This is a genomic window from Microcoleus sp. B4-C1, from assembly GCF_036705285.1.
Lineage (GTDB): Bacteria > Cyanobacteriota > Cyanobacteriia > Cyanobacteriales > Microcoleaceae > Microcoleus.
This window is the reverse complement of sequence record NZ_JAUBUC010000003.1, coordinates 108,504-121,406: the sequence shown is the minus strand read 5'-3', so window position 1 is coordinate 121,406 and position 12,903 is coordinate 108,504. Positions and strand designations below refer to the sequence as shown.

Sequence of the window (12,903 nt, the reverse complement as noted above, 5' to 3'; positions counted from 1 at the left end):
TCGCTGAAATGCCCAATTTATCGTGTCTGGGCCTGGGCGGGCACGGGGGCACCGCCCCTACAAAATCCTGGTTTTTCTGAGAATGAAACCGCCCTGGTTTTTAAATGACTAATAACTAATGACTAATGACTGTTGACTAATGACTGTTGACTAATGACTAATGACTAATGACTGTTGACTAATGACTAATGACTAATGACTAATGACTAATGACTAATCACTAATCACTAATAACTAATCACTAAACCCCAGCCGCAGTAAAAGCCGCCCAATAATAAGGATTGGCAAAAGGATAGGGTTTGCGGTTGCGAATTTGCTGCAAAGAAGCCTCCGCAATCAGGCGAGAACTTTGAGAAAGCCGATCGAACATTTGCGAAATTTGAGGTTGAAAATCCGCCAACAACACCTCCAATTCCTCGCTAGTCAAATCCCGCAGCCACCTTTGAGCGTCCAAGAGTGCGATCGCCACATCTCCCACCTGCAACCGAGAAAACCGTCCCAGATTTTCATAAAACTTGCTCGTCAGCAGCAGCGTAGAAACATCGTTCACCTTCCAAAGACTGCTAACCACACTAGACGTGCCAGCATACAACAAACCCGCCGACAAACCCACAAAATCTCCTCCAGCACCGCTAACTCCGCCAGCGGCAATTTCGCAACCCGATAAAGTAACTAAAAAATATTGTCTAAAATCCAGATTTAAAATTTCCTCCAAACTCAGAGAATCATTCCTCAAAAACACTGCGGATTTCAGTGGCCAAGCCAAATTAAGCAAACTAAAACAAGCAAAATGAGCGCATTTCTTCTGCTGCAAATGCCCTATTTGTTGGGGCAACTCCCCATTATTAGCAGACATTTCTGGGGAAAAAGCCTCTTTAATTGCCGGCTTATGGCGCACAACTTCTGTACTGGCAAAATACTGGGAAATAGTGCCGATTTCAATGTTGCTGTAGAACGCATCTCTGGTGAAAGTTGGAATGGCCAAAAGCTGCTGCAAACGGGGTCTGTACCGACCAATAGCCGCTCCGTGTGCACTTTGTCTCAACAGCAATAGCTGACAGCTAGGAGCATAGCGAATTCCTCCGGGAAATCGATCGATCAAATAAGTAGCAGGCGCTGCAACGTCGCCAAAAGACGAACTTTGAGAAAAATCCGAAAGGCTGTAGGTTTCCACCTCAAAACCGCTGCGATCGCTCCACCCAGACCTAAAAATTCCCCCACCATCCTCAAATCCGTCTCTCCCCGCCAGAGGCAAAGCGTGGAGTGGCAAAGCGTGCAAAAATCGGTGCGGCACAAAAATCAGCCGATCGCAATTATCGGGAATCAGCGCCACCACTCGATCGATTTCCAGCATCGTAGCCAAGCGTTTGAGGCGAGTCTGCAGATGATTGATCCAGCGACCTTTTTGTTCAGAATAAGCGGTGAGGTACTCCTGGCCCCAACTTTCGGCAGCCAAAGCATTTTCCGCCGAACACAGGTGAACGGCGGGATATTGTGCACTCTTTACCACCACAAAAGCAACCAGCAACTCCCCCAAACTCGCCCACACCACAGCAGCGCAATTGTCATCAGGCAACAATTGGCGAATTTGCTCAAAAGCGATCGGTTCAACTTTGTGAGCTAGGCTGAAGAAAGGGTCGTTTGCCTGCACCTCCCGCGCAATCAACCTATCAAACTGCTTCCACAATTGATTTAAGTGCATGAAGTCCAAGTTCGGCATTAGAGAACCGCTGTTCAAACCTTGGCTATCGCCCTCAGAAATCAAAGTCGTGTTCGGCTCAGGTTCTCCCTCTTCTTGGTGCCGCTGTTCCCCCGCTATTTCCAGTTGCAGCGACTCCAACTCGCTTCGCACCGCTGCAGGAATTTCGGCTTTCGGAGTCAAGTGGCATTTAAGCAGCAGTTCTACCAAATTCCGATTTTTGTGGCGTTCGGCGTATTCCAGAGCCTTAGCGTAATATTCAGGTTGGCTGGCGCCTAGTTCCAGGCAAACTTGCACCAGGCATTTATAGAGTCCAGCCCAGGTGCGGGTTAATTTGACTTTTGCGGTACTCGTCCGTGAAGCGTAGCTATCCCGTAGGGAATCGCCAAAATCGACTGTATCAACCCCAACTTCGCAACGCAAGAATTCAACAGTATCGACAGCAGCAGTAAAAACCCCGTAAGCGCGAAGCAAGTCGCCTCGAACTCGGTAAGCTTGACCCAAATAAAATAAAATTTCAGCCCAGCGGTGGGGATAGGTTTCGCGAGTGTAGACTTGGGTGGCGCTGTGATAGCAGCCGATCGCGCTTTCCATGTGCGACAAGTTTTCCGCCTCCGTCAGTTGCGAATAAGCCCTACCGAGATAAATTTGCAGCATTGCCCAGCGGTTGGGATATGCCTGCCTGGTGTAGACTTCGCCCGCATTTTGATAGCAGGCGATCGCGCTTTTGAGGTTGCGGTTTTTTTCCCCTTTCACGTGTTCGCAGAAAGCGCGGCCAAGGTAAGCACACAGCATTGCCCAGCGTTCGGGAGATTTTTGGCGGTTGCAAAACAGCAAAGCATTTTGATAGCAGGCGATCGCCATTTCCAAATTTTCGGCTTTTTCCCCTTTCACCCGCCGAGTATAGATCCTACCGAGGTAAGTTTGGATCGAAGCCCAGACTTCGGGAAATTTGATGCGGGTGTAGACTTGTAAAGCATTTTGATAGCAGACGATCGCCATTTCCAAATTTTCCACCGGATCGCCTTTGATGCGATCGACAAACACCCGGCCCAAATTCCTTTGAGTCGTCGCCCACTGCTGCGGAAAAGCTTCCCGAGTCCGCACCTGCAAAGCTCTTTGATAGCAAGTAACCGCATATTCGAGATTTTCAGCTCGGTTGCCCCGCAGCAACTCGCAGTAAGCATTTGCCAAATTATTTTGAGTTGTGGCCCAACGCCGGGGAAACACCTTGCGGTTGTAGACTTGCAAAGCATTTTGGTAGCAAGCGACTGCCAGTTCCAGATTTTGGGCTCGGTTGCCCTGCAGTCGCCGACTGTAAGCACGGCCGAGATTGTTTTGAGTGCTCGCCCACTCTTCCCCGAAAGTTTCGCGGGTGCGAACTTGCAGCGCGTTTTGATAGCAGGCGATCGCGTGTTCTAGATTGTCTGCCGGATCTCCCCTGAGACGCTCGCTGTAAGCGTTGCCCAGATTATTTTGCAGCGTCGCCCACTGTTCCGGGTACTGTTCGGGCGTGCGTACTTGTAGGGCATTTTCAAAGCAAGCGATCGCCTGTTCGATATTTTGAGCCTTATCACCTTTGGGGCGATCGCTGTAAGCGTTGCCCAGATTGTTTTGCATCACCGCCCATTCTTGGGGAAAGTCTTTGCGGGTAAACACCTTAGCAACTGTTTCGTAACCGGCAATTTCGATTTCCAAGTTATTAGCCTTGCTGCCGAGGGGAAACCGCCCAATTTTGTTGCTCAGATTGCCGATTAACGCTGCAATGCGCCTTCTCTCGGATTCTTTGGCAGCAGAAAACACCAAAGTTGCCCAGCAGCGCAGTAGTTGTGCAAAATTCTGGTCGAGTTTATCTAAATTGTTTCTCAGCAGCGAGTACAGGTGCTGCGAATCAGCGCTGCGCGCCACTGCCTGCAATACTTCTGCTAAAAAAGCCAGATATGCTGCCCCGGTTGCGGGCAATTTAGAATTCCCTTTTGCAGATTCTAAGGGTGCGATCGCCCTTTGGAAAAATTTTGCAGCTTTCAGCAAGCTTTCTCGCGTCAGCGCCACTTCTTCCACATAAAGCGTTTGCACGAACTCAAAGTCGATCGACTTTGGGTTCGTTCTCAAAATCAAATCTATTCCTGAGTCCCCAGGATTTTCCAGCAGCGCTTGGAGCATATTAACCTCAGTTTTGCGACGCTGTTCATCCATCGTGCATTCCGCCGAATTATTAACGATAGGATCGCTGCTTCTGTGCAGCAATTAAATCACTTCCTGGTTTAAATTTCAATCTCTAACCGGAGGTAGGAGTCGCCCAGAGGATTAAACAAACCTGATTTTTCCACCATACACATCGCCACAACGTATTTGCCTAAAAAAACAGGCTTCTGCACCAGTCTTAAACTTAACAAACCCGCCCCGACAGACTTGCAGCGGGGCGGGTTTAATTTTACCCTGATAGATTTTAGACTAAGAAACCCGGTTTCTGGGAAACTATTGGGTTTAGTAACGAGAAATCTGGAAAGAAACCGACTTTCTGAGGAAGAGTGGGTCTAGATATGGCAATCGCCATTGGTGTCAACAATCGCCTGAAACCCCTGATAAATCTCGCTTTTAGGCAAAGTCTAGATCCCCCTAAATCCCCCTTAAGAAGGGGAGTAGGGGTTGACTTTGAGAAGATTCCTGTCCCCCCCTGATTAAGGGCTAGGGGGAATCTTGCCTTAATAGTCAAACATCTGTCTGTAAATCAATACGGTTTACTTAACACTATTTATGCCCGGAGATCCCCCTAAATCCCCCTTAAGAAGGGGAGTAGGGGTTGACTTTGAGAGCTTTCTTGTCCCCCCCTTTTTAAGGGGGGTTAGGGGGGATCGGTCTTAAGTGAACCGTATTGGTCTATAAATGGGTTTGACGTTAAGTTGACACCAATGGGCAATCGCGAGTTTCAGCGCTACAGCTAACAAAAATCAACTCAGTAGATTTTACTGTACCGCTTGAGAACGCAGCGCTGATTCCACTGCCTGCAGAGCTCGATCGACTTCAGCAGCAGTGACAATCAGCGGCGGGACAAACCTCAGCACTTTCGGCCCTGCGGGAACCAACAACACTCCGGCGGCGATGGCAGATTTGACGATATCAGCGGATGTAAGTTCGATATCAGCTTGCAATTCCATCCCGACAATCAAACCCCAGCCGCGCACTTCGGCAATTAAATGCGGATATGTGGCCGCCAACTTGTTGAGGCCTGCTTTCAACTGTTCCCCGCGCTGCTGCACGTTTTCCAGAAGGTTTTCCCGTTCCAAAGTTTGGCAAACGCACAAAGCTACAGCGCAAGCAAAAGGATTGCCACCGAAAGTGCTGGCGTGACTTCCCGGTTCAAATACATCGCAGAAAGATTTGCACAGCATAGCGCCGATCGGGATACCGCCGCCCAATCCTTTGGCAGACGTAAAGATATCCGGTTCAATGCCGAGGTTTTCGTAGCCCCAGTATTTGCCACTGCGTCCCATCCCGACTTGCACTTCGTCGAGAATCAGCAAAATGCCTTTTTCGTCGCAAATTTCCCGAATGCGCTGGAAGTAGGCGATATCTCCGGGGCGAACTCCGCCTTCGCCTTGCAGCGCTTCCAGCATAATTGCTGCTACTTGGCGTTCGTCTTTGTCGAGTTGCTCGATCGCACTTTCGATCGCACTAATATCGTTGTATGGCACGTAGTGAAATCCGGGAACCAAAGGACTAAAACCCTTCTGATATTTAGGCTGTCCCGTTGCCGTAATTGTCGCCAAAGTCCGCCCGTGGAAACTCGCAACAGCGGTAATGATCGTCGGATTCGAGATATTTAATTTTTCGTGGGCGTATTTGCGGGCGAGTTTAATTGCCGCTTCATTAGCTTCCGCACCGGAGTTGCAAAAGAAGGCTCTGTCCGCGCAAGAATGGTCTACAAGCCACTTTGCCAGCTCGCCCTGTACGGGGATGTAATAAAGGTTAGAAACGTGGTGCAGGGTCTGAATTTGCTGAGTTACCGCTGCAATCATTGCCGGGTGGGCGTGTCCCAGGGTGCAGGTAGCAATACCAGCCACAAAATCGAGATATTCGCGGCCCTCGGTATCCCAAACGCGGCAGCCGAGGCCCCGTTCTAGGGCGATCGCAAAACGCCCGTAAGTTGTCATTACATAGCTGTCGAAGCTCTCAGAACTGAAGAGACTGGCTTCGGCTTGCACGCTTGGTTCTTTTAATAAGGTTTCTGGACTCACGAATCGCTCCTTAACACATAATATGTAGACCTCGATTGTACGGTAAAAATCCAGGTTAGCGGTGCAGGCTGTTAGTTTTGTCATAAAATCATAACAGTAACCTCAATTAATCCCTTACAAATCTACTGATGAGTTATTACATTTCTCCTAACTTTCTCGATAAAGTTGCGGTGCACGTCACTAAGAACTTTTTAAATTTACCCGGGGTAAGAGTTCCCCTAATTTTGGGAATTCACGGCCGCAAAGGAGAAGGCAAAACTTTTCAAACCGAACTGGTTTTTCGGCGGATGGGCTTTGAACCGGTGATGATATCTGGTGGGGAATTAGAAAGCCCGGATGCGGGAGATCCGGCGCGTTTAATTCGCTTGCGCTATCGGGAAGCGGCGGAGCAAATTCGCGTGCGCGGCGAGATGTGCGCCATCTTTATTAACGATTTGGATGCCGGTGCTGGCAGGTTCGATACTACTACTCAATATACTGTCAATACTCAGATGGTCAATGCGACTCTGATGAATATTGCTGATAATCCAACTAACGTGCAGTTACCGGGAAGTTATGACAGTACGCCGCTGCACCGAGTGCCGATTATTGTCACCGGAAATGATTTTTCTACGCTGTACGCGCCGCTGATTCGCGACGGGCGGATGGAAAAGTTTTATTGGGAACCCAGCCGGGATGATAAAATTGGGATTGTTGGGGGAATTTTTGAGTCGGACAAATTGTCAAAAACCGATATTGTGGGGCTAGTCGATCATTTTCCCGATCAGGCGATCGACTTTTTTAGTGCTTTGCGATCGCGCATTTATGACGAACAAATCCGCGAATTCATTCACAAAATAGGAATTGAGCGAGTTTCCAAGCGTTTGGTAAACACTTTGGAAGCAGCGCCAGATTTCCAGAACCCGAATTTCAGCCTCGCTCATTTATTAGAAATGGGCAGTTTGATGGTGGGTCAACAAAAGCGGATTCAGGAAATGCGCTTAGTAGATGAATACAACCAATCGCGCCTGTTTAACGTTCAAGGAACCCCCAATGCTGCGGCTGCTGTGCCAACGCAAAGTCAATTAAACGACCCGTCATCCAAATATTATAAGGCTTACGTCGAGCCAAGTTCTGAAGGTGGTAACGGTCATGGGGCGCGGCTGAGTTCCGAGGTATTGGAACAAGTAAAACAGTTGTTAGCAAGAGGCTGCAAAATTGGCATGGAATATGCAGATAATCGCCGATTTAAGACAGGTTCTTGGCAAAGTTGTGCGACGATTAACAGTGCACAGGAAAAAGATGTGGTTGCATCTTTAGAAACTTGTTTGGCCGAACACGGCGGCGAATACGTGCGGCTGATTGGTATTGATCCAAAAGTCAAGCGGCGGGTAGCTGAAACAATTATTCAGCGACCGAATTAGGACAAGCGGTTACAGATTTAAATTCTTGCATATTTGGGGCGGGCTAGAAGCCCACCCCACAAGATTATGATTTTTTTACATAAAATAGACCTATTATAGTCGTTCACTTTCATCTCTTGAAATTATCTGCGTTCATCTGTGTTTATCTGCTTAAAATCTGCGGTTAACCGGCTCTATCAAAGATTTATCCAATCACTCTATTGTGCAAAAATTTATCAAAAGTTGCCCGATCGCACATAGCACCTTGAGCACCCACTTTAGTTGTGCACAGAGCGCCCGCTGCTGCGCCCCACCGCACCGCCTCCGACAAGGACAGACCGGCATCTAATGCAGAGGCCAAACCGCCGTTAAAAGCATCGCCAGCAGCCACAGTGTCGATCGCCTCCACAGCAAAAGCCGGTACAAAAAACGTTTCATCCGCCGTAACAGCAACAGCCCCGCGATCGCCCAATTTGACAATAACATTCTCGACACCGCGCTCCTGCAAATGTTTTGCAGCTACAATCGCTGTTTCCGTGTCATTCACCCGAAAGCCGACTAACTGGCTGGCTTCCACTTCATTCGGCGTGATAATGTCAATTAGCGGATAAAGTTCCAGTGGCAAATCCGCCCTAGCCGGTGCTGGATCGAGAATAACTCGCACCCCCGCTTCACGAGCAGCTTTCGCAGCTTTTTGCACAACTTCCAGGGGAATTTCTAACTGTAACAACAAGGATGTAGTTGCTGTTAACAGTTTTTTGAGACGTTCTATATCTGCTTCACCGACATTGTTATTCGCGCCCGGAATCACAATAATATTATTTTGACCTGTCTCGTCTACGGCGATAATTGCCACTCCTGAATGAGTGTTTTGGTCTATTAATACATTGTCTGTATTTACCCCATAAGATTGTAGATTTGTCAATAATTCTTCAGCAAATTTATCGTTGCCGACGCGACCGATGATGTGGGTAGAAGTGCCGAGACGGGCGGCGGCGACGGCTTGATTTGCTCCTTTGCCACCGCCTGCTGTGAAAAAATTGCTACCGATGATAGTTTCCCCTGGCTGCGGCAACCAGGGAGTTTTTGCTGCTAGGTCGATGTTGATACTGCCGAATACGATGATGGTCATAAATTATTCAATTTGGTAATTGGTAAGCTGTAGCGCATTTAATTTGTAAGCTACTTTTTACTTAAACTCTTGTGGGGCGGGCAGGATAGCGCGGGGCGATCAAGTTTCAATTTAAATGCCAAATAACTTAATTTGTAATTGGTAATTCTCCCACTCTCCCATTCTCCCCCTCTCCCCCTCTCCCTCTCTCCCACTCTCCCTCTCTTCCTTAAGACGTGCTAGAACAGTTATGGTCTTCATCGGTCAATTCAATGGCTGCAATTACTCTCGATCGCAATCCCTGTGTCCTGCTAGTTGAAACAGACGAAGTTCTCGCCGGACACTTGAGTCTCGACTTAAAATCCTCCGGCTACGAACCGGTAGTGGCTTCTAATACCGCCACAGGCCAACATTTAGCCCGTGAATTGCAGCCAGCTTTGATTGTAATCGATCGCATACTTGGCGCTGAGTCGGGGCTGTCACTGTGTTCTCACCTCAGAAGTATTGGCAATCGGGTGCCGGTGCTGCTATTGGTCGGTCGTGATACAGTTGACGATCGCGTAGCTTGTCTGGAAGCTGGGGCGGATGATTATTTTCTCAAACCTTACCGCACTGAGGAGTTTCTGCAGTTGGTGCGCTTGTATTTGCAGCCGGATAACAGCAGCAACGAACAATTGAGGTTTGGCGATTTAGTTTTGGATTTGGCCTCTAGGCGGGCCCTGCGGAACGGACGGGCGATCGACCTTACGATGAAGGAATATGAGCTGCTAAAGTATTTGATGGAACATCCCCGCGAGGTTTTGACGCGGGAACAAATTCTGGAAAATGTTTGGGGTTACGACTTTTTGGGTGAGTCGAATGTGATTGAGGTTTACATCCGCTATCTGCGGCTCAAGATTGAAGATGAGGGTGAAAAGCGCTTGATTCAGACGGTGCGCGGTGTTGGCTATGTGATGCGGGAAGCTTGAAGAAGTCAGTTGACTGTTGACTGTTGGTTAGGATCGCGAATTAAATAACTTATAATTTTAATTGTTATTGTGGGATGGGCGTCCCGCCCGTCCTTTTTGGACGGGCGGGACGCCCATCCCACAAACTTGTGGAAGTTATTTAATTCTCATTCCTTAGTTCCTTATGTCCAATTGCCAATTCCCAATCTAAAATCTAAAATCTAAAATCTAAAATCTAAAATCATTATGAATTATTTAACTAATTTGCTCGGTATTGGAGTAAGTATATTTTTGCTGGGATGTTCGCCGACTTTACCGATCGCGAATGCTGGTGCTACTGGTATTTTGGCGGCTGAGTCTCCTACGGCGACTACATCGGGTCAAGTGCTGCCTGTTTCTGCTAGAGCTCGGATAGGCGATCGCCCAATCGAACTCGAAGTGGCGAAAACACCGGAACAGCAGGCTATGGGTTTAATGTACAGAACTTCTTTGCCGGATGACAGAGGAATGCTGTTTGAGTTTAAACCTGCCCGGCGGGTCAATTTTTGGATGAAAAATTGCAAGATTTCTCTGGATATGATTTTTGTCCGGGATGGGGTGGTTGAGGCGATCGAAGTTTCTGCACCTCCTTGTACTGCTGATCCTTGTCCTACCTATGGGCCCGATACTGCTGTCGATCGAGTTATTGAACTCCGGGGCGGGCGGGCTGCTGAACTCGGTGTCAAAAAGGGCGATCGTATTGAAATCGAGTTTTTCGACTAAAACTTCGGACTGTTTCAGTAAAATCTGCACACAGACATAATCCCCCGGTTTCCATCCCCCAGAGAGCCCCCTGCCTTCGGAATACCCAAGAAAATTTAGAAACTTTACAAAAATTGATAAAATCTATTAGAATATTAATGTAAGATTCAGTACAAACACCGAAAGATTTGCTACGATGTCGATCTCAGTCAGTCAGGACTTGAGCTTGTTTCCGGAAGCTGTAGATGGTTGGTCGCAGGTATGAGACGAGTCAGCGACTCGTTACCAATCCTGAGAGACGATACTCAGCCTCAAGGTGTAGCAACACGAAAAGAAATTCTCTGGAAGTTCTGGCGATCGAGCTAAATCTACTAAACCTATCTAAAGTAATATGCTACGAGCCAAGTTAATTGGCGGGAATTGGCAAACTTAACTTCTGGTAGCAGTTTCGGGTTTTATCGAAATATCTAACTAATTTTGTCGAAGTAGATTTGCGGATTCTGCATTTTGGCAGATGAAGTTAAACTCTGAACTTGGTTTAGTAGTCTTTAGGTAGCAGAATTTATTCTGATTCGCGCTGCAAAGATGCCGAGGTATTCCGTTTAGGTTCGATCGCGATTACCAGTCGATCGGGCAGACATCAGCAAAATTGCAAAACCTTTCACTTTTTGGGAAAGGTTAGCTTTACAGTATCACTCAGCATTACGTTTGGCAGTTCAACCGCTAATAGCGTTTTAAAAGCTATCGACGGTAACAAGACAAATTTAAAACTGGCTTATTACTCATCAAAAACATCAGGTTCACATCAGAAAATGGTGTCCTATACTTATAGGTGAAATCACATGGCACCCGCTAAATACACTCGATTAATTCGATTTTTACAAGAAGACTTGGCAATTTCTCCCGCGTCAATTGCTGTCGCCGAACGTCGTGGCGGTGACAAACAGCGCCAGCGTGATAAAGACCCGAATTCCTTGCCGATGGTTCTGTGGCAATACGGTTTAGTCACTCTCGAACAGTTGGATAAAATCTTTGATTGGTTATCCGAAGCATATTAAAAGGATTTTAGATTTTAGAGATAATCCAAAATCTAAAATCCTTTAACAACTGAGATTAGGATTCAGCCAAGAATTTGGCAGCAGCGGCAACGCCGGCACCCGGAGTGTAGCCTTCATGACCCAATTCGCTCAGCACAACTTCTAAAGAGGAAATTGCTGCTAGAATATCGCGATCGCACACAAAGCCCAAATGACCGATTCGGAAGATTTTACCTTTCAAATGGTCTTGTCCGTCGGCGAGAGCAATGTCAAATCTCTTTCTCATCAAAGTCCGCACTTTTTGAGCATCTACGGATGCTGGCGGCATAACCGAAGTAATCGCAGGGCTGGCGGCTTTGTCAGCAGCAAACAACGGCAAACCTAAAGCTTTGACAGCAGCGCGAGTAGTTGTCATTAAGCGTTTGTGCCGCGCGAAAACATTTTCCAACCCTTCTGTTTTCATCATCTGCAGCGATGCTTGCAGGGCAAAAAACATATTGACAGGGGGAGTAAAAGGAGTGGTATTTTTGGCAGCGTCTTTGCTATATTTACCCAAATCCAAATAATAGCGGGGCAGTTTCGCAGTTTTGTAAGCTTCCCAAGCTTTGGGACTGACGGCCACAAAACCCAAACCTGGAGGAATCATGTAAGCTTTCTGAGAACCCGAAGCAATGACATCGATTCCCCAAGCATCCATCGGAATATTGACAGCGCCTAAGCTAGTGACAGCATCGACCATAATTAAAGCTTCACCGTGGGCTTTAACGTGGCGGTTGATGGTTTCGAGGTCGTTGAGGACGCCGGTAGAGGTTTCCGAGTGGGTAATGATGACAGCTTTGATTTGCTTCTCTGTATCTGCTTCGAGTTTTTCGCGGAAGTTTTCGGGGTCTAAAGGTTGGCCCCACTCAGCTTTAATAATTTCGGCGTTTAAACCGTAAGCTTCGGCAACTTCAGCCCAGCGTTCGCCAAATTTGCCGTTAGTGCCGACTAAAACTCGATCGCCCGCACTCAAGAAATTAATTATCCCAGCTTCCATCGCGCCGGTACCAGAAACCGTTAAACTCAGCACGTCACTTTTAGTTTGGTGCAGCCATTTGAGGTTTTCGGTACATTCTGCAAAAATCGCGTCAAATTCCTTGCTGCGGTGGCCCATCGGGTGTTTTGCCATCGCTAACAAGGCCGCTTCAGGCACCGGCGTCGGGCCGGGAATCATCAGCATTAATTTGTTGTCCATGAATATTGTCCTAAGTTTTCCTGTGGGAGTTCTATAGAATAAATCAAATACGATACGTCACGTCGCTACTCTAACTTTTTTAACTTTTAACTCCCTTGTGGTTAATTTCATTTAGAGACCAGCGGTGTTCTACCGCTAAGTTCGATCGCTCGCAGCTTTGTTCTAATTGCTTTTGAATGGCAAGGGCTTTACGCAGTGTAATAATAAGTTGGTGCACTTGTTGCTGCTGCGGCGATTGTGGACTGACAGCAAACATCGTTTTGCGCTCTAACAATTGAAGTAGCAATTCATAATGAATGTACGAAGGAAGGGGGATTGGCTCCATGAAAGCTAACATACCTCAGCGAACCGACACCCCATTGCAATTGCATGAGGCATCACAGGTGAACATTAGATGCCCGATTTTTTATTTGTTTTCTAACCGTACAATAACCCCTGCTTTGCCGATCGAATATTCGGGGCTGGGGGCGTTGGACACGCTAAATCTTGCGATCGACAGGCTTACAGAATAGAT

The 12,903-nt window shown here is 47.5% G+C and carries 9 protein-coding genes; 4 read left to right on the top strand and 5 right to left on the bottom strand.

Annotated elements, in window-relative coordinates:
* Positions 1-241: 241 nt before the first annotated feature.
* Together QUB26_RS02155 and QUB26_RS02150 are read right to left on the bottom strand one after the other, a co-directional pair.
* Entirely contained in the window at positions 242-3,895 is a 3,654-nt protein-coding gene (locus tag QUB26_RS02155) for a CHAT domain-containing tetratricopeptide repeat protein (protein WP_333316355.1), read from the bottom strand.
* 770 nt (positions 3,896-4,665) lie between these two features.
* Positions 4,666-5,937 (bottom strand): aspartate aminotransferase family protein, encoded by a 1,272-nt coding sequence (locus QUB26_RS02150; RefSeq protein WP_333243903.1) that lies wholly within the window; start codon positions 5,935-5,937, stop codon positions 4,666-4,668.
* Between the two features lie 128 nt (positions 5,938-6,065).
* On the opposite strand from QUB26_RS02150, the gene QUB26_RS02145 reads away from it, so the two are divergent.
* Entirely contained in the window at positions 6,066-7,340 is a 1,275-nt protein-coding gene (locus QUB26_RS02145) for a ribulose bisphosphate carboxylase small subunit (protein ID WP_333316353.1), read from the top strand.
* 184 nt (positions 7,341-7,524) lie between these two features.
* On the opposite strand, the gene rbsK is transcribed toward QUB26_RS02145, so the two are convergent.
* Entirely contained in the window at positions 7,525-8,451 is a 927-nt protein-coding gene (gene rbsK / locus QUB26_RS02140) for a ribokinase (RefSeq protein WP_333243897.1), read from the bottom strand.
* Positions 8,452-8,702: 251 nt separating this feature from the next.
* Here rbsK and nblR point away from each other — a divergent pair, with 251 nt between their 5' ends.
* The 3 genes from nblR (at position 8,703) to QUB26_RS02125 (ending at position 11,176) form a co-directional block, all read left to right on the top strand.
* Positions 8,703-9,398 carry a response regulator transcription factor NblR gene (nblR, locus tag QUB26_RS02135; protein ID WP_333243894.1) on the top strand — a complete coding sequence of 232 codons (696 nt, stop codon included), beginning with the start codon at positions 8,703-8,705 and terminating at the stop codon, positions 9,396-9,398.
* Positions 9,399-9,623: 225 nt separating this feature from the next.
* On the top strand, positions 9,624-10,139 hold the full coding sequence (locus tag QUB26_RS02130) for a DUF192 domain-containing protein (protein WP_333239328.1): 516 nt from the start codon (positions 9,624-9,626) through the stop codon (positions 10,137-10,139).
* A gap of 821 nt (positions 10,140-10,960) precedes the next feature.
* Positions 10,961-11,176 carry a DUF2949 domain-containing protein gene (locus QUB26_RS02125; RefSeq protein ID WP_333069463.1) on the top strand — a complete coding sequence of 72 codons (216 nt, stop codon included), beginning with the start codon at positions 10,961-10,963 and terminating at the stop codon, positions 11,174-11,176.
* Between the two features lie 55 nt (positions 11,177-11,231).
* Here QUB26_RS02125 and QUB26_RS02120 read toward each other — a convergent pair whose 3' ends face one another.
* Positions 11,232-12,389, bottom strand: coding sequence for an alanine--glyoxylate aminotransferase family protein (locus tag QUB26_RS02120; RefSeq protein WP_333239331.1), 1,158 nt, complete (start codon positions 12,387-12,389; stop codon positions 11,232-11,234).
* A gap of 79 nt (positions 12,390-12,468) precedes the next feature.
* Positions 12,469-12,714: a DUF5340 domain-containing protein gene (locus tag QUB26_RS02115; protein ID WP_041623669.1), complete on the bottom strand. Its 246-nt coding sequence runs from the start codon at positions 12,712-12,714 to the stop codon at positions 12,469-12,471.
* Positions 12,715-12,903: the final 189 nt, after the last annotated feature.

Excerpts from the sequence above, each read along its gene's own strand:
- QUB26_RS02130 (WP_333239328.1), top strand. The coding sequence starts at position 9,624 with ATGAATTATTTAACTAATTTGCTCGGTATTGGAGTAAGTATATTTTTG.
- QUB26_RS02115 (WP_041623669.1), bottom strand. The coding sequence starts at position 12,714 with ATGGAGCCAATCCCCCTTCCTTCGTACATTCATTATGAATTGCTACTT.
- QUB26_RS02120 (WP_333239331.1), bottom strand. The coding sequence starts at position 12,389 with ATGGACAACAAATTAATGCTGATGATTCCCGGCCCGACGCCGGTGCCT.
- rbsK (WP_333243897.1), bottom strand. The coding sequence starts at position 8,451 with ATGACCATCATCGTATTCGGCAGTATCAACATCGACCTAGCAGCAAAA.
- QUB26_RS02145 (WP_333316353.1), top strand. The coding sequence starts at position 6,066 with ATGAGTTATTACATTTCTCCTAACTTTCTCGATAAAGTTGCGGTGCAC.
- QUB26_RS02125 (WP_333069463.1), top strand. The coding sequence starts at position 10,961 with ATGGCACCCGCTAAATACACTCGATTAATTCGATTTTTACAAGAAGAC.
- nblR (WP_333243894.1), top strand. The coding sequence starts at position 8,703 with ATGGCTGCAATTACTCTCGATCGCAATCCCTGTGTCCTGCTAGTTGAA.
- QUB26_RS02155 (WP_333316355.1), bottom strand. The coding sequence starts at position 3,895 with ATGGATGAACAGCGTCGCAAAACTGAGGTTAATATGCTCCAAGCGCTG.